The organism is Streptomyces sp. NRRL S-340 (assembly GCF_000720185.1).
GTDB lineage: Bacteria > Actinomycetota > Actinomycetes > Streptomycetales > Streptomycetaceae > Streptomyces.
In genome coordinates, this window is record NZ_JOIY01000002.1 from 167804 (window position 1) to 188696 (window position 20893).

At 74.0% G+C, this 20893-nt stretch carries 16 protein-coding genes; 7 read left to right on the forward strand and 9 right to left on the reverse strand.

Annotated elements, in window-relative coordinates; genetic code table 11:
- Positions 1–83 precede the first annotated feature (83 nt).
- From rhaI to IG64_RS02080, 7 genes are all read left to right on the forward strand, one after another.
- The gene (rhaI, locus tag IG64_RS02050; RefSeq protein ID WP_037851217.1) at positions 84–1244 is read left to right on the forward strand and encodes an L-rhamnose isomerase; all 1161 of its coding nucleotides are present in this window, start codon (positions 84–86) and stop codon (positions 1242–1244) included.
- 144 nt (positions 1245–1388) lie between these two features.
- Positions 1389–3428 (forward strand): bifunctional rhamnulose-1-phosphate aldolase/short-chain dehydrogenase, encoded by a 2040-nt coding sequence (locus tag IG64_RS02055; RefSeq protein WP_037851218.1) that lies wholly within the window; start codon positions 1389–1391, stop codon positions 3426–3428.
- A 56-nt stretch (positions 3429–3484) separates the two neighbouring features.
- The gene (locus tag IG64_RS02060; protein WP_107474123.1) at positions 3485–4876 is read left to right on the forward strand and encodes a rhamnulokinase; all 1392 of its coding nucleotides are present in this window, start codon (positions 3485–3487) and stop codon (positions 4874–4876) included.
- A gap of 158 nt (positions 4877–5034) precedes the next feature.
- Positions 5035–5790, forward strand: a complete 756-nt coding sequence (locus IG64_RS02065; RefSeq protein WP_037851221.1) for a (Fe-S)-binding protein — start codon at positions 5035–5037, stop codon at positions 5788–5790.
- Positions 5787–7265 carry a lactate utilization protein B gene (locus IG64_RS02070; RefSeq protein WP_037851223.1) on the forward strand — a complete coding sequence of 493 codons (1479 nt, stop codon included), beginning with the start codon at positions 5787–5789 and terminating at the stop codon, positions 7263–7265. The genes IG64_RS02065 and IG64_RS02070 overlap by 4 nt, the downstream gene beginning before the upstream one ends.
- Entirely contained in the window at positions 7262–7909 is a 648-nt protein-coding gene (locus tag IG64_RS02075; protein WP_037851225.1) for a LutC/YkgG family protein, read from the forward strand. The genes IG64_RS02070 and IG64_RS02075 overlap by 4 nt, the downstream gene beginning before the upstream one ends.
- 22 nt (positions 7910–7931) lie before the next feature.
- Complete coding sequence (locus IG64_RS02080; protein WP_037851226.1) at positions 7932–9086, forward strand: ABC transporter ATP-binding protein; 1155 nt, start codon at positions 7932–7934, stop codon at positions 9084–9086.
- A gap of 75 nt (positions 9087–9161) precedes the next feature.
- On the opposite strand, the gene IG64_RS02085 is transcribed toward IG64_RS02080, so the two are convergent.
- From IG64_RS02085 to IG64_RS02125, 9 genes are all read right to left on the reverse strand, one after another.
- Positions 9162–10121, reverse strand: coding sequence for an ABC transporter substrate-binding protein (locus IG64_RS02085; protein WP_199811483.1), 960 nt, complete (start codon positions 10119–10121; stop codon positions 9162–9164).
- Positions 10118–10792: an ABC transporter permease gene (locus tag IG64_RS02090; protein WP_037851227.1), complete on the reverse strand. Its 675-nt coding sequence runs from the start codon at positions 10790–10792 to the stop codon at positions 10118–10120. The genes IG64_RS02085 and IG64_RS02090 overlap by 4 nt, the downstream gene beginning before the upstream one ends.
- A 31-nt stretch (positions 10793–10823) precedes the next feature.
- Positions 10824–11504, reverse strand: a complete 681-nt coding sequence (locus IG64_RS02095) for an ABC transporter permease (RefSeq protein WP_037851229.1) — start codon at positions 11502–11504, stop codon at positions 10824–10826.
- Positions 11505–11676: 172 nt separating this feature from the next.
- Complete coding sequence (locus IG64_RS02100; protein WP_037851231.1) at positions 11677–12255, reverse strand: MarR family winged helix-turn-helix transcriptional regulator; 579 nt, start codon at positions 12253–12255, stop codon at positions 11677–11679.
- A 127-nt stretch (positions 12256–12382) separates the two neighbouring features.
- Complete coding sequence (locus tag IG64_RS02105; RefSeq protein ID WP_037851233.1) at positions 12383–12640, reverse strand: hypothetical protein; 258 nt, start codon at positions 12638–12640, stop codon at positions 12383–12385.
- 10 nt (positions 12641–12650) lie between these two features.
- Positions 12651–13673, reverse strand: a complete 1023-nt coding sequence (locus IG64_RS02110; protein WP_037851235.1) for an SDR family oxidoreductase — start codon at positions 13671–13673, stop codon at positions 12651–12653.
- Between the two features lie 11 nt (positions 13674–13684).
- A complete protein-coding gene (locus IG64_RS02115) occupies positions 13685–15451 on the reverse strand; it encodes a glycoside hydrolase family 15 protein (RefSeq protein ID WP_037851237.1) in 1767 nt (588 codons plus the stop codon).
- An 88-nt stretch (positions 15452–15539) separates the two neighbouring features.
- A complete protein-coding gene (locus IG64_RS02120; RefSeq protein ID WP_037851238.1) occupies positions 15540–17363 on the reverse strand; it encodes a thiamine pyrophosphate-requiring protein in 1824 nt (607 codons plus the stop codon).
- 56 nt (positions 17364–17419) lie between these two features.
- On the reverse strand, positions 17420–20497 hold the full coding sequence (locus IG64_RS02125) for an FAD-binding and (Fe-S)-binding domain-containing protein (protein WP_037851241.1): 3078 nt from the start codon (positions 20495–20497) through the stop codon (positions 17420–17422).
- Positions 20498–20893 lie beyond the last annotated feature (396 nt).

Below are 20893 nucleotides of genomic sequence, written 5' to 3' on the forward strand. Positions count from 1 at the left end.
GAGGCCCCTAGCTTCCCGTTCTGAATCGTTTCACACGGAAGTCGTCCAGGAGACTTTCCGACCGACGTCACAGGAGCCCTGAAGTGACCGAGCTCGCCGCGGTGAAGGCCGCGCTCAAGACCCAGGCCGTCGAGACACCGTCGTGGGCGTACGGGAACTCGGGGACGCGCTTCAAGGTGTTCGCCCAAGCCGGCGTGCCGCGCGACCCGTTCGAGAAACTCGACGACGCGGCAAAGGTGCACGAGTTCACCGGCGTCGCCCCGTCCGTGGCCCTGCACATCCCCTGGGACCGGGTCGAGGACTACGCGGCGCTCGCCGCGCACGCCGAGCAGCGCGGTGTGCGGCTGGGCGCGGTGAACTCCAACACCTTCCAGGACGACGACTACCGGCTGGGCAGCATCTGCCACCCGGACGCGGCGGTGCGCCGCAAGGCCGTCGGCCACCTGCTGGAGTGCGTCGGCATCATGGACGCGACCGGGTCGCGCGACCTCAAGCTGTGGTTCGCCGACGGCACCAACTACCCGGGCCAGGACGACATCCGCGGCCGGCAGGACCGGCTCGCCGAGGGACTCGCCGAGGTCTACGAACGGCTCGGCGAGGACCAGCGGATGCTGCTGGAGTACAAGCTCTTCGAGCCCGCCTTCTACAGCACCGACGTCCCTGACTGGGGCACCGCCTACGCCCACTGCCTCAAGCTCGGGCCCAGGGCTCAGGTCGTCGTCGACACCGGGCACCACGCGCCGGGCACCAACATCGAGTTCATCGTGGCGACGCTGCTGCGCGAGGGCAGGCTCGGCGGGTTCGACTTCAACTCGCGCTTCTACGCCGACGACGACCTCATGGCCGGCGCCGCCGACCCCTTCCAGCTCTTTCGGATCATGTACGAGGTCGTCCGCGGCGGCGGGCTGGTGCCCGGGGTCGCCTTCATGCTCGACCAGTGCCACAACATCGAGGCGAAGATCCCGGCGATCATCCGGTCCGTGATGAACGTCCAGGAGGCCACGGCGAAGGCGCTCCTGGTCGACCGTGCGGCCCTGTCCGCCGCCCAGGCCGCGGGGGACGTGCTGGAGGCCAACGCCGTCCTCATGGACGCGTACAACACCGATGTGCGGCCCCTGCTCCGTGACGTGCGCGAGGAGATGGGACTGGATCCCGAGCCGCTGGACGCCTACCGGCGGTCCGGATGGGCGGAGAAGATCGCCGCCGAACGGGTGGGCGGGCAGCAGGCGGGGTGGGGTGCGTGAGCACTGCCGTGCGGGCCGGGTCGCGGTGCGGCGGGCGCCGGGTTCCGGCCGGCTGCCGGGCGCGGGTCGCTCGTGGCTGACCGCGCAGTCCCCCGCGCCCCTTTCCGGGGCGCTTCACTCCCCCCGTTCGAAAGGACCGATGACATGGCAGTCCACCCCGAAGCCGCCGCCCTCCTCGACCGTTCCCACCGGCTGGGCGCCGATCCCCGCAACACCAACTACGCCGGCGGCAACGCGTCCGCGAAGGGCACCGCCACCGACCCGGTGACCGGGGGTGACGTGGAGCTGATGTGGGTGAAGGGGTCCGGCGGTGACCTCGGCACCCTCACCGAGGGCGGGCTCGCCGTGCTCCGGCTGGACCGGCTGCGGGCGCTCACCGGCGTCTACCCGGGCGTCGAGCGCGAGGACGAGATGGTCGCCGCGTTCGACTACTGCCTGCACGGCAAGGGCGGCGCCGCCCCCTCCATCGACACCGCGATGCACGCACTGGTCGACGCGCCGCACGTGGACCACCTGCATCCCGACTCCGGCATCGCGCTGGCCTGCGCCGCCGACGGGGAGGAACTGACCGCCGAGTGCTTCGGCGACCGCGTGGTGTGGGTGCCCTGGCGGCGGCCCGGGTTCCAGCTGGGACTGGACATCGCCGCCGTCAGGGCGGCCAACCCGCAGGCCGTCGGCTGCATCCTCGGCGGGCACGGCATCACCGCCTGGGGCGACACCTCCGAGGAGTGCGAGCGGAACTCCCTGTACATCATCCGCACCGCCCAGGCCTTCCTGGACGAGCGCGGCCGGCCCGAGCCGTTCGGGCCGGTGACCGCGGGCCACCAGGCGCTGCCGCGGGCGGAGCGCCACGAACGCGCCGCCGCCCTCGCACCGCACGTGCGCGCCCTCGCCTCGCAGGACCGGCCGCAGGTCGGGCACTTCACCGACTGCGACGCCGTACTCGACTTCCTCGCCCGCGCCGAGCACCCCAGGCTCGCCGCGCTCGGCACCTCCTGCCCGGACCACTTCCTGCGCACCAAGGTGCGTCCGCTGGTCCTCGACCTGCCCGCCACCGCCCCCCTCGACGAGGCGGTCGCCCGGCTGACGCAACTGCACACCGCCTACCGGGAGGAGTACGCCGCCTACTACGAGCGCCACGCCGGACCCGGCTCCCCCGCCATGCGCGGCGCCGACCCGGCGATCGTCCTGGTCCCGGGCGTAGGCATGTTCTCCTTCGGCAAGGACAAGCAGACCGCCCGCGTGGCCGGCGAGTTCTACGTCAACGCGATCAACGTGATGCGCGGTGCCGAGGCCGTCTCCGCCTACGCCCCGATCGAGGAAGCGGAGAAGTTCCGCATCGAGTACTGGGCGCTGGAGGAGGCCAAGCTCCGGCGGATGCCGCAGCCGAAGGCCCTGGCCGCCCGCGTCGCGTTCGTCACCGGCGCGGGCAGCGGGATCGGCCGGGCCGTCGCCCACCGGCTCGCCGCCGAGGGCGCCTGCGTCGTCGTCGCCGACCTGAACGCCGAGAACGCCGCCACCGTCGCCGGGGAGCTGGGCGGCGACGACAGGGCCGTCGCGGTCACCGTCGACGTCACCGACGAGGCACAGATCACCGCCGCCTTCCGGGCCGCCGTCCTCGCCTTCGGCGGTGTCGACCTCGTGGTCAACAACGCCGGCATCTCGGTCTCCAAGCCGCTGCTGGAGACCTCCGCCGCGGACTGGGACCTCCAGCACGACATCATGGCGCGCGGCTCCTTCCTCGTCTCCCGCGAGGCGGCCCGGGTGATGATCGCGCAGCGGCTGGGCGGCGACATCGTCTACATCGCCTCCAAGAACGCGGTCTTCGCCGGGCCCAACAACATCGCCTACTCCGCCACCAAGGCCGACCAGGCCCACCAGGTCCGTCTGCTCGCCGCCGAACTGGGCGAGCACGGCATCCGCGTCAACGGGGTCAACCCCGACGGCGTCGTCCGCGGCTCCGGCATCTTCGCGGGCGGCTGGGGCGCCCGGCGCGCCGCCGTCTACGGAGTCCCGGAGGACAGGCTCGGCGAGTTCTACGCCCAGCGCACCCTGCTCAAGCGCGAGGTGCTGCCCGAGCACGTGGCGAACGCGGTCTTCGCGCTGACCGGCGGCGAACTCACCCACACCACCGGGCTGCACGTCCCGGTCGACGCCGGCGTAGCCGCCGCCTTCCTGCGGTGAGCACGGACACGCGGACGTACGCCGCGGTCGACCTCGGCGCGTCCAGCGGGCGCGTCATGCTCGGCCGCGTCGGCCCGGACATGCTGGAGCTGACCGAGGCGCACCGGTTCCCCAACCGGCCGGTGCGGCTGCCCGAAGGCCTGCACTGGGACGTGCTCGGCCTGTACGCGGGCGTGCTGGACGGGCTGCGGGCGGCCGGCGCGGTGGATTCCGTCGGCATCGACAGCTGGGCCGTGGACTACGGGCTGCTGGACGCCGACGGCGCGCTGCTCGGCAATCCGGTGCACTACCGCGACGCGCGCACCGAGGGTGTCGCGCGGAGGGTGTGGGAGACGCTGCCGGCCGCCGAGCTGTACGCGGCGACCGGGATCCAGTACGCCCCGTTCAACACCGTCTACCAGTTGGCGGCGGCCCGTTCGAGCGCGCGAGCGGCGGCGGCCCGGCGGCTGCTGCTCGTCCCCGACCTGCTGACGTACTGGCTGACGGGTGAGGAGGGCACCGAGCTGACCAACGCCTCCACCACGCAGCTCGTCGACCCGCGCACCCGGCGGTGGTCGCACGAGGTCGCCGGCCGGCTCGGCATCGACCTGGGCCTGTTCGCGCCGTTGCGCCTGCCGGGCGATCCGGCGGGGCTGCTGCGGCCCGGGGTGCTGGAGGAGACCGGGCTCACCGGCCCGGTGCCGGTCACCACGGTCGCCTCGCACGACACGGCGTCGGCGGTGGCCGCGGTGCCCGCCACCGGCGAACGGTTCGCGTACATCTGCACGGGAACCTGGTCGCTGGCGGGTCTGGAGCTGGACGCGCCGGTCCTCACCGAGGAGAGCCGCGCCGCGAACTTCACCAACGAACTCGGGCTCGACGGCACCGTCCGCTATCTGCGCAACATCATGGGCCTGTGGCTGCTCCAGGAGTGCGTGCGGGCCTGGGGCGAGCCGGATCTGGGCGGGCTGCTGCGGCAGGCGGCGGGCGTGCCCGGGCTGCGGTCGGTGGTGGACGCGGGGGACGCGGCGTTCCTGGCGCCCGGGCGGATGCCGGAGCGGATCGCCGAGGCGTGCCGGGCGTCGGGGCAGCCGGTGCCCGGCACGCCCGCCGAGACCACCCGGTGCATCCTCGACTCCCTCGCGCTCGCCCACCGCGGGGCGGTCGAGCAGGCGCAGCGCCTGGCCGGCCGTGCCGTCGACGTGGTGCACATCGTCGGCGGCGGCACCCGCAACGCGCTGCTGTGCCAGCTGACCGCCGACGCGTGCGGGCTGCCGGTGGTGGCCGGGCCCACCGAAGCCGCCGCCTTCGGCAACGTGCTGGTGCAGGCCCGGGCGCACGGGCTCGTCGGTGACCGGGCGGGGATGCGGCGCCTGCTGGCCCGCACCCGGTCGCTGACGCGGTACGAGCCGCGCGGCGACGCGGCGGCGTGGCGGGCGGCCGGGGCCCGGCTCGGCACCGCACCGTGAGGTCACCCGGCCAGGGCCGGGCCGGGAGCGGGGCAGCCCGCCGCGCCGCCGGGAGCGGGGCGCCCGCACCGCCACGCCCGGAGCGGTCCCGGGTCTCCCGCCCCGCTGCCCGCCTGACTACGCTTCACCCGTCCGATGACCGACGACAAGGAGCCGCGATGCGTGTCGCCCTGTTCCTGACCTGCGTCAATGACACGCTCTATCCGGACACCGGCCGCGCGGTGGTGAAACTGCTGACCAGACTGGGCGTCCGGGTGGACTTCCCGCTGGGGCAGACGTGTTGCGGGCAGGCCCACTACAACACCGGGTACCGGCACGAGGCGGAGCCGCTGGCCCGGCAGTTCTCCGATGTCTTCCGGGACTACGACGCGATCGTCACACCGTCCGGGTCCTGCGGGGCGATGGTGCGCGAGCTGTATCCGCGCATGGGCGAACGGGCGCGGGCGGAGGGGCGGGGGGACTCGCTGGCCCGGGCGCTGGCACCCGTGGTGCCCAAGACGTACGAGCTGACCGAGTTCCTGGTCGACGTGCTGGGCGTGACGGACGTGGGGGCGTACTACCCGCACACGGTCACCTACCACCCGACCTGCCACGGGCTGCGCGCGCTGGGTCTGGGTGACCGTCCCCGGCGGCTGCTGGAGGCCGTGAAGGGGCTGGAGCTGGTGGAGCTGCCCGGTGCCGAGGAGTGCTGCGGCTTCGGCGGCACCTTCGCGGTGAAGAACTCCGACGTCTCCGCGGCGATGGGCGCCGACAAGGTGCGCGGCGCCGAGTCGACCGGCGCCGAGGTGCTGTGCGCGGCCGACAACTCCTGTCTGATGCACATCGGCGGGACGATGACCCGGCTGCGCAGCCGGATGCGGCCGGTGCACATCGCGGAGATCCTGGCGAGCACGGAAGAGGAGCCCCTGGCATGAGCGGTACGTTCGTCGGCATGCCGGCGTTCCCGGCGGCCGCGCACGAGGCCGTGCGCGACGCGACGCTGCGCGGCAACCTGCGCCACGCCACGCACACCATCCGCGCCAAGCGGGCCAAGGCGGTGGCCGAGGTCTCCGACTGGGCGCGGCTGCGCGAGGCGGGACGGCGCATCAAGGACCACACGCTGCGCCACCTGGACCGCTACCTGGTACAGGTGGAGGAGGCGGTCACCGCGGCCGGCGGCACCGTCCACTGGGCGGTCGACGCGGCCGAGGCGAACCGGATCGTCGCCGGCCTGGTCCGGGCGACCGGCGAGAGCGAGGTCGTCAAGGTCAAGTCGATGGCCACCCAGGAGATCGGGCTCAACGAGGCGCTGGAGGCGGAGGGCATCCGCGCCTACGAGACCGATCTCGCCGAGCTGATCGTGCAGTTGGGCAAGGACCGGCCGTCCCACATCCTGGTGCCCGCGATCCACCGCAACCGCGGGGAGATCCGCGACATCTTCCGCTCCGAGATGAAGGAGTGGGGACGCCCGGCCCCCGAGGGCCTGACCGACACGCCGGCCGAACTCGCCGAGGCGGCCCGGCTGCACCTGCGGGAGAAGTTCCTGCGCGCCAAGGTCGGCATCTCCGGCGCCAACTTCGTGGTGGCCGAGACCGGCACGCTGGTGGTCGTGGAGTCCGAGGGCAACGGACGCATGTGCCTGACGCTGCCCGAGACGCTGATCTCGGTCGTCGGCATCGAGAAGATCGTGCCGACCTGGCAGGACCTGGAGGTCTTCCTGCAGACCCTGCCCCGCTCCTCCACCGCCGAGCGGATGAACCCGTACACGTCCACCTGGACCGGCACCACCGACGGGGACGGCCCGAGCACCTTCCACCTCGTGCTGCTCGACAACGGGCGCACCGACACCCTCGCCGACGAGGTCGGCCGGCAGGCCCTGCGCTGCATCCGCTGCTCGGCCTGCCTGAACGTGTGCCCGGTCTACGAGCGGGCCGGCGGGCACGCGTACGGCTCGGTCTACCCGGGACCGATCGGCGCCATCCTCAGCCCGCAGCTGCGCGGCACCGGCAGCGCGATCGACGCCTCCCTGCCGTACGCGTCCTCGCTGTGCGGCGCCTGTTACGAGGTGTGCCCGGTCGCCATCGACATCCCCGAGGTCCTGGTGCACCTGCGGGAACGGGTCGCACAGGGCGGCGGGGCGACCCGCGAGGGCAACAAGGTGGTGCTCAGACCCGCCCGGGGACACCGGGCCGAGCGGGCGGCGATGCGCGCGGCCCGCCTCGCCCTCACCCACCCGGCCCTGCTGCGCGGCGGCCAGCGGCTGGCGTCGCGCACCCGGCGTCTCCACCCCCGCACCCTGCCCGGTCCGGGCCGGGCCTGGACGGGGACCCGGGACCTGCCGGCGCTGCCCGCGGAGCCGTTCCGGGACTGGTGGCAGCGTACGCACGGCGGCGAGGAGGGCACGAAGTGAGCAGCAGGGAACGGATCCTGGGCCGGGTGCGGCGCGCGCTGGCGGACGTAGCGCCCGACGACACGCCCTACGAGCAGGCGGTCGTCCGGGACTATCTGCGCCGGCACGGCGACCTGGACGTCCCGGCGACGGTCGAGCTGCTGGCCGCGAACCTGGCCGACTACCGGGCGCTGGTGCACCGCACCGACGCGGCCGGGCTGCCGGCCCTGATCGCCCGGCTGCTCGCCGAGCGGGGCTCGGCGACCGTCCTGGTGCCGCCCGGCCTGGAGGAGTCGTGGACGGCGCAGGCACGGGTGAGTCGGGTCGAGGACCGGCCGGACAGCTCGCCGCACGAGCTGGACCGCGTGGACAGTGTGGTCACCGGCTGCGCGGTCGCCGTCGCGGAGACCGGCACCATCGTCCTGGACGGCTCTGCCGACCAGGGCCGCCGCCGGATCACACTCGTCCCCGACCACCACGTCTGCGTCGTCCGCGTTCCGGGCCAGGTGGTCTCCTCGGTGCCCGAGGCCCTGGCCCGCCTGGATCCGCGGCGCCCGCTGACCTGGATCTCCGGTCCCTCCGCGACCAGCGACATCGAGCTGGACCGGGTGGAGGGGGTGCACGGACCGCGCACCCTGGAGGTGGTACTGGTGAGCAGCGAGTGAAGGACGCGGCTAGCGTGAAAGCATGATCCGGTTCGAGCAGGTCACCAAGCGGTACCCGGACGGGACCACGGCCGTGGACGGCCTCGACCTGGAGGTGGCCGAGGGCGAACTCGTCACCCTGGTCGGGCCGTCCGGGTGCGGCAAGACCACCACCATGATGATGGTCAACCGGCTCGTCGAACCGACCTCGGGCCGCGTCCTCGTGGACGGCGAGGACGTCGCCGCCGTCGACCCGGTACGGCTGCGCCGCCGGATCGGCTACGTCATCCAGCAGGTCGGTCTCTTCCCGCACCGCACGGTCCTCGACAACACCGCGACCGTGCCCGCGCTGCTGGGCTGGAAGCGGGCGAGGGCGCGGGCGCGGGCCGCCGAGCTGCTGGAGCTGGTGGGACTGGACCCGGCTACGTACGGGCCGCGCTACCCGGAGCAGCTCTCGGGCGGGCAGCGCCAGCGGGTCGGGGTGGCGCGGGCGCTGGCCGCGGACCCGCCGGTGCTGCTGATGGACGAGCCGTTCGGGGCGGTGGACCCGGTGGTGCGCGAGCAGTTGCAGGACGAGTTCCTGCGCATGCAGGCCGCGGTGCGCAAGACGGTGCTCCTGGTCACGCACGACATCGAGGAGGCGGTGCGGCTCGGCGACCGCATTGCCGTGTACGGGCAGGGGCGCATCGAGCAGTTCGACACGCCCGCCGCGGTGCTGGGCACTCCGGCGAACGGGTACGTCGCCTCGTTCGTGGGCGCCGACCGCGGTCTGAAGAGGATGTCGGTGACGGCGGTCGAACAAGGCGATCTGGAGCAGCCGCCGATCGCCCGGCTCGACGAGCCGGCCGAGCGCGCGGCCGGGCGGCTGCGGGCCGCGGGCGCCCGCTGGGCGGTGGTCCTCGACACCTTCGGAGACCTGCACGGCTGGGTGGGTCTGGAGGCGCTGGGCGCGGGCGGCGCGGTCGGTGACCTGGCGCACCGGATGAACGCGTGGGTGCCGGTGGGCGCCCCGCTGAAACAGGCCTTCGGGGTGATGCTCCAGCACGACGCGGGCTGGGTCGCCGTGCTGGACGGTGCGCGTTTCCTCGGCGTGCTGACTCCGGCGAAGCTGCACGAGGCGCTGCGCCGTTCGGTGGACGCGGACGCGCGCGGGGTGCCGCGCGGGCAGGTCGGCTTCGACTCGGTGGCGGACGCCTGACCCGCGCGCCGGGCGGCGAGCCGGGGCGGCTGCGCGCACCGGTCACGCCGGGCGCGTCGAAGACGTCCGCGCGGGTCACTTCAGCAGGCCCTTCTCCTTCAGGTAGGCGCGGGCCACGTCGGAGGACAGGCGGCGCCAGCCGTCGACCCGCTGGTTCAGCGCGGCGAGGTCGGCGGTGGTGAGGACGGCGTTGAGCCTGCCGAGCACCTCGGTCACCGCCCGGCCCCCGGCGCGGGCGCGGTTCACGACGGGGACGACGTAGTCGGCGTTCTGCAGGTGCTTGTCGTCGGCGAGGAGGACGAGACCGAAGGCGTCCAGGGTGGCGTCCGTGGTCGTGGTCAGCACCAGTTGGTCGCGTCCGCTCGCCACCGCCTGTTTCGCGGGGACGGTGCCGACGCCCTTGGGGTCGACGCCGGTGACGTCGATGCCGTACGTCTTCTTCAGGCCCGGTGCGCAGTACGGCCGCCGCACGCACTCGTCGCCCGCGGCGAGCCGCACCTTCAGGCCCGAGGCGCCGAGGTCGCCGAGGGTCTTCAGGCCGTGCGCGCGGGCGTAGGCGCGGCTCACCGCGAAGGCGTTCTGGTCGACGGCCCGGCCGGGGCCGAGGACGGCCAGGCCGCGGGGGGCGGCCAGCGCGCGCAGGGCCTTCATGGTGGCGGCGAGGTCGGGCGAGCCGGCCGGGGGCGCGTCGGCGCCGTGGGTCCTGGCGTTCAGCCAGTCCGCGAAGGTGGCCGCGTACTCGGGGACGACGTCGATCCGGCCGGACTCCAGGGATGGTTCGTACAGCTCGCGGTTGGCGACGGTGATCAGGGACGTCGTGTACCCGGCCTGGTCCAGGAGCAGGGCGTACATCTGCGCGAGCAGGTCGCTCTCGGTGAAGCCGGCGGACCCGACGGTCAGGTGCCTGCTGTCGCCGGGCGGTGCGGTGACCCGGCCGCGGTCCTCCAGGGACGGGCCGGTGGCGCAGGCGGCGAGCGGGCCGAGCAGGAGCAGCAGGAGCAGCAGGGCCGACGGGCGTACGGCGGGGGCTGTCACCGGGTGCCGCCCCGGCCGCGTCGGGGAGCCAGCCGCCCGGCGGCCTCGAAGGCGGCCTCGACGGCCAGGGCGAACGCGGCGACGAGGGCGGCGCCCGCCACCACCTGCGGTGTGTCGGCCAGGTTGAAGCCGGCCGTGATGATCCGGCCGAGGCCGCCGCCGCCGGCCAGGGCGGCGATGGTGGCCGTGGCGACGAGTTGCACGGCGGCGATGCGCACCCCGTTCAGGACCATCGGGAGCGCCAGGGGCAGTTCGACGCGCAGCAGGGTCTGGCCGCCGGTCATCCCCATGCCGCGCGCCGCCCGCACGACGTCGCGGTCCACCTCCCGCATGCCGACGTAGGCATTGGTCAGCAGCGGTGGCACCGCGAACAGGACGAGGGCCACGACCGTGGGTCCCTCGCCCCACCGGCCGACCGGGGTGAGCAGCAGCAGGACGAGGACGGCGAAGGTGGGCACGGCGCGGCCGGCGTTGGAGATGTTGACGGCGAGGGCGCCGCCCTTGCCGAGGTGGCCGAGGACGAGCGCGACCGGCAGGGCGATCAGGCAGCTGACGGCCAGACAGACGACGGTGAGCAGCAGGTGCTGGAGCAGGCGGTGCGCGATGCCGTCCTCGCCCGTCCAGTGCGCGGGGTCGGTGAGCCATCTCCAGGCGTCGGTGAGGGTGCTCATGGGGGCGGTGCCCCCTCCCCCGCCGCGCGGGTCACGGGCGCGCCGCCCGGGTCCAGGGGGTGATTGCCCGCTGGACGCCGAGCAGGAGCAGGTCGGCGGCGACGGCGATCACCACGCACAGCACGGAGGCGGTGAGCACCTGGGCCCTGAAGTAGGTGTTCATGCCGGCGTAGATGAGGTTGCCGAGGCCGCCGAAGCCGACGATCGCGCCCACGGTGACCAGGGAGACCGCCGACACGGTGGCGATGCGCAGCCCGGCCATCGCGGCGGGCAGGGCGAGCGGCAGTTCGACGGCGAGCAGCAGCCGGACGGGACCGTACCCCATGCCGCGGGCCGCCTGCCGGATCTCCTCGGGCACCGCGCGCAGTCCGGCGAGGAGGTTGCGGACGAGCACGGTGAGCGAGTACAGCGCCAGGCCCGCGACGACGAGGGCGGCCGACAGGCCGTACAGGGGCAGGAGCAGGGAGAACATGGCCAGTGAGGGGATGGTGTAGAGGACGGTGGTCAGGGCCAGCACGGGGGCCGCCGTCCAGCGCAGGCGGCGGGCGAGCACGGCCAGCGGGAGAGCGACGACGAGCCCGACGAGCACGGCCAGGGCGGTCAGGCGCAGGTGCTGGAGCACGGCGTCGAGCAGCACGTGCCGCCGGGTGCTCAGGTAGGCACCGCAGATCCATTCGTTGCGCGCGAGGCAGTCGTCCGGGGGCGCGGTCACCCGTCCATTGCAGCGGGTGCTCCACCGGGTCGGCTCGTTGTGGTGACCCGTCCGGGGGTAGCGCCGGGTACCGGGTGACCGGACTCCACGGCAGCGGCGGCGGTTGCCGTGCGGTCGCGGGAGGGGACTGGCTCGGCCGGGAGCGCGGGACGTCCGCGTCGGTGAGCCGGGCTCACGTGTCCGGCGGGGCGGCCGGGTCCAGGGTGTCGTCCACGATGCCGCGGTCCCTGCGCGCGTCGTCCTTGGCGTCCACCGCCGTCTCCCCCGCCGCCGCCGTCAGGGCGTGCAGGGCGGGGATCAGCGCGGCGCGTTCCTGGGCGGGCAGCCGCTGCACCAGGCGGCGGATCTCGGCGCGGCGCTGGGCGAGGACCCGGGTGACCAGTTCGTGGCCGCCGCCGGTCAGGCTCAGCACGACCTCGCGCCGGTTGGCCGGGTTGGTCCTGCGGTCGACGAGGTCGAGCGCCTCCAGGCGTTCCACCATGCGCAGCGCGGTGGACGGGTTGACGCCGAGGGTGGCGGCGAGCACGACCAGCTTGACCGGTCCGCAGGTGTCCAGCACCACCAGCGCCCGCAGCTGGGGCAGGGTCAGCGAGTCCGCGGTGGACGCCAGGGCGCGGGCGGAGATCGCCACGAACAGCCGGGACGCGGCCATCACGGCCACGCTCAGCTCCTCGGCCTCACGGTCGAGCGCGGCCTGCCCGAAGCGGCCACCGGATCGGGCCCGTCCCCGGTCGGTGTCACGCTGTGCCATGGTGTCCCCCTTCCGCCGCTCCGCCCGGACGGGCGGAAACGATCAGGCGCGGAGCATCATTGCAGAGGACAACGGCGCCCGGCAGGGATTGCCCCAAGGTCCCGTCCCCTCGCGCCCCGCCCTCCTGTCAGCGGGCCGCTCCGGGGGCCGGGGCGCCGCGCCCGGTGTCGAGCTGGTGTCTCAGCTCGCGCAGCAGGTCGGCCGGCAGCCGTCCCGACGTCGCCCATTCGACGACGAGTTCGGCCACGTGCTGCTCCTTGATGCGGGTGTGCGCTGCCATCGCGTGCAGCACGGCACGGGCCCGGTCGCGGGTCACCCCGCCCACGATGGCCACGATGTCGGTCGCCTCGTCGAGGAGGCGGTGCGGGCGTTCGGTCAGGGTCATCGCGGTCTCCTCACGCGGCGGCGGAGCGGGCGCCCCTGCCCAGCGCCGCCCTCGCGGCCACGGCACCGACGGCGCCGACGGCGATCACGGAGGCGACGGCGGCGGGGTGGCGGGCCAGGGCGGCTTCCAGGGAGCGGCTGTGCGCCGAGTCGTCGAAGGCGCCGTGGGCGCCGCGGTCGTCGCCCCCGGGCCGGTCCAGCGGTTCGAAGAGGTTGCTCTCGCCGGTCGGCGGCACCTGGTCGGTCTGCTGGGAGTCGAAGCCGGTGCGGGCCAGGTAGCGGTCGAGGAGGGCGGGGGCGAGCCGGTTGGCCCAGACGGTCGCCACGGTGCTGGCGCCGATGTAGTACTGCTTGCGGCCGGGGTGGTCGGCGGCGTGCACGACCCCGCGGGCGGCGACCTCCGGCTGGTAGATCGGCGGCACCGGCATGGGGTGCTTGGGCAGCCGGGAGCGGACCCAGGAGAACTGCGGGGTGTTGACGGCCGGCATCTGGGCGACGGTCACCCGGACCTTGCTGCCGCGGTGCAGGAGTTCGGTGCGCAGCGAGGAGGTGAAGCCGTTGATGGCGTGTTTGGCGCCGCAGTACGCCGACTGCAGCGGGATGGCCCGCTCCCCGAGCGCGGAGCCGACCTGCACGATGGTGCCGCGGTCGCGGGGCAGCATCCGTTTCAGCGCGGCCCGGGTGCCGTTGACGAAGCCCAGGTACGTCACCCGGGTCACCCGCTCGTACTCCTCGGCGGTGATCTCGTCGAACGGGGCGAAGACGCTGCTGAACGCGCAGTTGATCCATACGTCGATGGGGCCGAAGGCCTCCTCGGCGGCGTCGGCGGCGGCTTCGACCTGCCCGGCGTCGGAGGTGTCGGTGACCTGGACGAGGGGCCGGCCGCCGAGCGCCTCGATCTCCTGGGCGGCGGCGTCCAGGCCGGCCCGGCCGCGGGCCAGCAGCACGACGTTGGCACCGCGCCTGCCGTACAGGCGGGCGGTGGCGCGGCCGATGCCGGCGCTGGCACCGGTGATGACGACGGTCTGGGGCATGGGTGGGCTCCTTACCCGGCGGTGTGTGCCGGTGAACTCGGTTCCTTGGGGAGGCGGGCGGCGGCCTCCAGCAGCAGGGCGTGGACGAAGGCCTGGGGGAGATTGCCGCGCAGCTGCCGCTGGGCGACGTCGAACTCCTCCGCGTACAGTCCCGACGATCCGCAGGCGCCGCGGTTGCGTTCGAACCAGCGGTAGGCGTCGGTCTCGTTGCCCTGCTGGTGCTCGGCGAGCGCCATGGCGAACCCGCACAGCAGGAAGGCTCCCTCGGCCTCCTCCAGGGGCCGGTCGTCGTGCCGGAAGCGGTACATGTAGTGGTCCTGGGCGAGCTGGTCGCGGCAGGCGGCGAGGGTGGCGCGGGTGCGGGGGTCGTCGGCGGGCAGGGCGCCGCGCAGCGGGGGCAGCAGCAGCGCGGCGTCGGCCTTGGGGTCGTCGGGGGTGCGCTGCCAGTGGCCGTCGGGGTGCACGCTGGTGGCGGCGGTGTGGGCGAGCAGGGTGTCGGCGAGCCGGTCGCAGGTGCCGGTTGCCGCGGTGCGCGGTGCCGCCGCGGCCAGGGCGCGCAGTCCGGCGACGCAGGTGAGCCGGCTGTGGGTCCAGTGCTCGGGGTCCAGTTCCCAGATGCCGGCGTCGGGTTCCCGCCAGCGTTCGGCGATCGCCCGGACCGCGACCTCGGCGGCCCGCTGTCCGTCGGTGTCGAGGCGGCCGGCGCGTTCGGCGGCGGCGAACAGCAGCAGCGCCTCGCCGAAGCAGTCGAGCTGGAACTGCTTCTCGACGTGGTTGCCGATCCGGCTGGAGCCGCCGGGGTAGCCGGGCAGGTCCAGCTCGCGCTGGCCGGGGACCGGCCGGCCGTGCACGGTGTAGGCGGGGGCGAGGCCGGGGCCGTCGTCCAGCAGCCGTTCGCGCACGAAGCGGACGGCGGCGTCCAGGAGTTCGGGGGCGTCCGCGGCGGCAGCCGCCTGCCCGGCCAGGCTCTGGTCGCGGATCCACACGTACCGGTAGTCGTAGTTGCGGCCCGCCTCGGCGCGTTCGGGCAGGCTGGTGGTGGCCGCGGCGACCATGCCGCCGCCGTGCGTGGTCAGCCCGCGCAGCACGGCGTAGGCGCGGCGGGCGTCGCCCGGGGCGACGGTCCGGTCCAGGGCGGGCACGCTGCCCCGCCAGGCCTGTTCGGTGGCGGCCCAGGCGTGGCCGGCCCGGGGCGGGGTGCGGGGCAGCGGCGCGTCGGAGCACTCGAGGACCAGGTCGTGGTGCTCGCCGGGTGCCAGGACCAGGTCGGCGGTCAGGCCCTCGGCGCGGACGGTCGCCGCCGGGGCGCCCTGCCAGCGCAGCCGGTGGCGGCCGGAGTTGACGTGCCAGACGCCGTCGTCGTCCCGGTGCGGGACGGCGGACGGGGCGCGGCCGTAGTCGGCGTGCGCGTCCAGGACGACGCGCACGTGCGCGGTGCCGTCGACGGCCATCAGGCGGCGCAGCAGGACGAGGCGGTCCCGCTCGCCGGGGAAGGCGAGCGCCTCGCGGCACTCGATCACCCCGTCGGTGGTGATCCAGCGGCTGCGCCGGATCAGGGTGCCCTCCTCGTAGTAGCCGCCGGGGACGTACCGGCCGCGCGGGGTGACGGCGTAGACGCCCCGGCCGCCGATGAGGGAGGCGAAGACGGCGTCGTCGTGCCAGGTGGGCGCGCACAGCCAGTTGACCGCGCCGTCCTGGCCGATGAGGGCGCCGCGCTCGCCGTCGGCGAGCAGCGCGTAGTCGTGCAGCGCGTGCGGGGGGAAGGATGTGGTGCTCATGTCCGCGGGGCCTCACCGTGTGTCGCGGAGGGCTGTGCGGCGGGGGCGGGCACCGCGGCGCCCGCCCCCGCCGTCACCGGACCCTGCCTCACCGGCCCTCCTCGGCGCCCGGCCGGTCCGAGCGGTGCCGGCCGCCGGGCAGGAACTCCTGCACCTTGGCCTTGAAGCCCTGGCGGACCATGCCGGCGCGGTCGCTGTCGCCCTTGAGGACGGAGGTCGCGGCGGCCTCGATCTGGTCGAGGGTGGCGTGCGGCGGGATGGGCGGCACGGCCGGGTCGGTGACGAAGTCCAGCACGCAGGGCTTGTCGCTGCTGAGCGCCGTCTCCCAGGCGCCGCGGACGCCGTCCGGTTCCTCGATGCGCATGCCGTTCAGGCCCAGTGAGCGGGCGAAGTCGGCGTAGGCGACGTCGGGGATCGACTGGGAGGGCAGGAACTGGGGGGCGCCGGCCATGGCGCGCATCTCCCAGGTGACCTGGTTGAGGTCCTGGTTGTTGAGGACGGCGATGATCAGGCGCGGGTCCTGCCACTCCTGCCAGTACTTGGCGATGGTGATCAGCTCGGCCATGCCGTTCATCTGCATGGCACCGTCGCCGACCAGGGCGATCGCCGGGCGGTCGCCGTGCGCGAACTTGGCGCCGATGACGTACGGCACTCCGGGGCCCATCGTGGCGAGCGTGCCGGAGAGCGAGCCGCGCATGGCGCCGCGCAGCTTGAGGTGGCGGGCGTACCAGTTGGCGGCGGAGCCGGAGTCGGAGGCGAGGATGACGTCGTCGGGCAGGAGGTCGCTCAGGGCGTGCGCGACGTACTCGGGGTTGATGGGTTCGGCGTCGACGGCGGCCCGCCGCTGCATCACCTCCCACCACCGCGCGACGTCCTTCTCGATGGTCTTGCGCCAGCTCTTGTTCTTGTTCGTCTTGAGCAGCGGCAGCAGCCGGGTCAGCGTCTCGCGGGCGTCGCCCACGAGGTTCACCTCGAACGGGTAGCGCAGGCCGACCATGTGCGGGTCGATGTCGATCTGCACGGCCCGCGCCTGCCCGAACTCCGGCATGAACTGGGTGTACGGGAAGGAGGAGCCGATGACGAGCAGCGTGTCGCAGTTCTCCATCATCTCGTACGACGGCCTGGTGCCGAGCAGGCCGATCGACCCGGTGACGTAGGGCAGCTCGTCGTCCAGCACGTCCTTGCCGAGCAGCGCCTTGGCGACGCCGGCGTTGAGCCGGTCGGCCACCGCCATGACCTCCTGCCGGGCTCCGCGCGCGCCCTGCCCGACGAGGATCGCGACCTTCTCGCCCGCGTTGATCACCTCGGCCGCGCGGGTGAGGTCCTCGTCGGAGGGGACCGGCGCGTAGTGCGGCATGCCGAGGCTGGAGGGGACCATCTTGAAGGCGTGCTCGGGCGGCGAGTAGTCGAGTTCCTGCACGTCGGCGGGGATGATCACGGCGCACACCGAGCGGCGGGCCATGGCGGTGCGCATCGCCCGGTCCAGCACGTTGGGCAGCTGCTCGGGGACGGTGACCATCTCGCAGAAGTCGGAGGCGACGTCCTTGTACAGGCTCAGCAGGTCGACCTCCTGCTGGTAGGAGCCGCCCATGGCGCTGCGGTTGGTCTGGCCGACGATCGCGACGACCGGGACGTGGTCGAGCTTGGCGTCGTAGAGGCCGTTGAGCAGGTGGATGGCGCCGGGGCCGGAGGTGGCCGCGCACACGCCGACCTTGCCGGAGAACTTGGCGTAGCCGACGGCCTCGAACGCGGCCATCTCCTCGTGCCGGGCCTGGATGAACCGGGGGTTGTCGTCGGCCCGGCCCCAGGCGGCGAGCAGCCCGTTGATGCCGTCGCCGGGGTAGGCGAAGACATACTCCACACCCCAGTCGCGCAGACGCTCGAGGAGGTGGTCGGAGACTTTCTTCGACATGTGCGGAAAACCTTTCCGGAGAGTGCGTTCTCAGGGCTCGGTCAGGGCGCGCCCGGTCAGGGGCGGCGCAGGGAGCGGACGGCTGTCCGGCCGGCCGCGGTGACGGCCGCCGCGGTCAGCGCCGCGGCGCCCGCGGTGGCCGCCCACCGGGCCGCGCGGGACGGTTCGGCGGGCCGGGTGGCCAGCCGTTCGGGCTGCTCCTGGGGCAGGTTCCCGTCCAGGCCGAGGGCAAGCACCTCGGCCAGGTGCAGGGCGCGGCGGCCGGTGCCGCCCTGTTCGATCTGGGTGCGGCAGCTGAAGCCGTCGGCGAGGACCAGGCTGTCGGGGGCGGCCCCGCGGACGGCGGGCAGGACGCCCTGTTCCGCGACGGCCATGGAGACCTCGTGGTGGCCGCGTTCGAAACCGAAGTTGCCGGCCAGGCCGCAGCAGCCCTCGTCCAGGACGTCGGCGTCGAGGTGGGCGCGGCGCATCAGTTCCCGGTCCGCGTCGAACTTCATGATCGCGTGCTGGTGGCAGTGGGTCTGCACGGTGGCCTGCCGGGCCAGCTTCGGCGGCTGCCAGCCGTCGGGCGCGTGGTGCACCAGATGCTCGGCGAAGGTGCGCACCTGCCCGGCGAGCCGCTTGACGTCCAGGTCGGCGGGCATCAGCTCGGTCGCGTCGGAGCGGAAGACGGCCGTGCAGGAGGGTTCCAGGCCGATGATCGGCGTGCTCGCGTCCAGGTAGGGGCGCAGCACGTCGAGGGAGCGGCGCAGCACCTTCTTGGCGGTGTCGAGCTGCCCGGTGGAGATCCAGGTCAGGCCGCAGCACACCGGTTCGGTGGGGACGGCGACCTCGAAGCCCGCGTCGCGCAGGACCCGTACGGCCGAGATCGCGATGGAGGGGTGGAAGTAGGTGCTGAAGGTGTCGGGCCACAGCACGACGGTCCGCGGGTCGGCGGGGTCGGGTTCCTCGGCGTCCTGGTCCCGCCACCACTCGAGGAAGGACTGCCGGGCGAACACGGGGGCCTGCCGCTCCTCGGCCACCCCGGCCAGCGCCTTGCCCGCCCGGGACAGGCCGGGGGCGTGCAGGAGGGTGTTGACCAGGGAGGGGGCGAGGCGGGAGAGGCGGGCCCACAGCGGCAGCCAGCCCATGGAGTAGTGGGCGGGCGGGCGCAGCCTGCCCTCGTAGTGGTGCGAGAGGAACTCGGCCTTGTAGGTGGCCATGTCGACGTTGACCGGGCAGTCCGACTTGCAGCCCTTGCAGGCCAGGCAGAGGTCGAGCGCGTCCTTGACCTCGGTGGAGCGCCAGCCGTCGGTGACCGTGGAGTCCGCGTGGCCGTCGAGCATCTCGAACAGCAGCCGGGCCCGGCCCCGGGTGGAGTGCTCCTCCTCCCAGGTGGCGCGGTAGGAGGGGCACATCACGCCGCCCTCGTGGCTGCGGCAGTTGCCGATGCCGACGCAGCGCATCACCGCGCGGGTGAAGGAGTGGTCGTCCTCCGGGTACCCGAAGTGCGTCTCGGGTGTGGCGGGCCGCCAGTCGGCGCCGAGGCGGAGCTGGCCGTCGACCGGGTTCGGGTCGACGATCTTGCCCGGGTTCATCCGGTTGCCCGGGTCGAACAGCCTCTTCAGCTCGCCGAACGCGGTCACCAGGCGCGGCCCGAACATCCGTACCAGCAGCTCGCCCCGGGACTGGCCGTCGCCGTGCTCGCCCGACAGCGAGCCGCCGTAGGAGGAGACGAGGTCGGCGGCGCGCTCCAGGAAGCGCCGGAAGTCGGCGACGCCCTCGGCCGTCTTCAGCCCGAAGGGGATCCGGGTGTGCACACAGCCCTGCCCGAAGTGCCCGTACAGCGAGGGGTGGTCGTAGTCGAACTCCTCGAACAGCTTCTTCAGGTCGCGCAGGTAGTCGCCGAGGCGCTCGGGCGGCACGGCGGAGTCCTCCCAGCCCTCCCAGGTCTCCCGGTCGTCCGGGGGCCGCGCGGTCACGCCGAGCCCCGCCTCGCGGGCCTTGAGCATCTCCTGCTCGCGCTCCGGATCGTCGGAGAAGGCCACGTCCGGGTCCTTCTCGCTGCGGCCGAGGGCGCGCAGCAGGGCGTGCGCCTGCTCGTCGACGGCCTCCTGGCTGTCCCCGCCGAACTGCACCAGCAGCCAGCTGTCGCCCTTCGGCAGGACGCGCAGGGAGTCGAGGTAGGCGCCCTCCTCGCGCATCAGCTGCGCCATCCGTCCGTCCAGTGCCTCCAGCTGGCTGGGCGAGCAGTGTTCGAGCACCCGGGAGACGTCGTCCCCGGCCTGGCAGATGTCCTCGTAGCCGAGGACCAGGATCGACTGGTACGGCGGCACCGGCACGAGTTCCAGTTCGGCCCGCAGGACCGTCACCAGGGTGCCCTCGCTGCCCACCAGCGCGCGGGCGACGTCGAAGCCGTTCTCGGGCAGCAGCGAGTCGAGGTTGTAGCCGGAGACCCGGCGCGGGATCTTCGGGTAGCCGCGCCGGATGTCGGCCAGGTACTCGGTGGCGATGCGGTCGAGGCCGGCGTAGATCTCGGCCTTGCGGCCGCCCTCGGCGGCGATCCGCGCCCGCTCGGCCTCGGAGGTGGGACCCACCCACGTCCGCAGGCCGTCGTAGGTGAGGATCTCCAGCCGGCGCACGTTGTCGACGGTCTTCCCGTACGCCTGCGCGGACGCGCCGCACGAGTTGTTGCCGATCATGCCGCCGAGCGCGCAGTGGCTGTGGGTGGAGGGCTTGGGGCCGAACTGGAGACGGTGGTCGGAAAGGCGCCGGTTCAGCTCGTCCAGGACGATGCCGGGTTCGACCACGCAGGTGCGGGCGTCGGGGTCGACGGAGATCAGCGCGTGGCAGTACTTGGTCCAGTCGATGACGACGGCGGTGTTCGTGGACTGCCCGGCCAGGCTGGTGCCGCCGCCGCGGGAGAGGACCGGGGCGCCGAACCGGGCGCACACCGCGACCGCCTCCGCGCCCGCCTCCACGGTGCGGGGCACGACCACGCCGAGCGGCACCTGGCGGTAGTTGGAGCCGTCCGTGACGTACGCGCCTCTGCTCCCGGCGTCGAACCGGACCTCGGCGTCCACGGACTCGCGCAGCGCCGCCTCCAGGGCGGTGACGTCCACCGCGGGGGCGTCGAGCGGGGGTGTACGACTCATCAGCGGCAACCGCCTTCCTGGACCGTGCGGGGGCGTACCGGCGACCCGGGCCTGCCGGCTCCGTGGCCGGTCGCCGGCGCTGCCGGGGTGGCGGGCCCGTGCCGCCGACGCTCCCCCGGGTACCCGCCCTTGCAGTGTGCAAGGGTGCTTTTTCCGGCGCGCGCCGGACCGGGGCCGCCGGACGCCTTCACGGCCCTGCGCGGGCAAGGCGCACGCCCCCCGGCACGCACCCGGCGCCGCGCGCCGGCCCGGCGCGCTGCGCCACCGCACCGGTCCGGCGAGCCGGGCACACCGGCGACGCGGCCGACCGGCCGACGCTGGGCCGATCGGGTGAGGGGCGGGGCGGGAACGGCGCGAGGCGGGAACGGCACGAGGACGACGGCCTGTGCGGGCGAC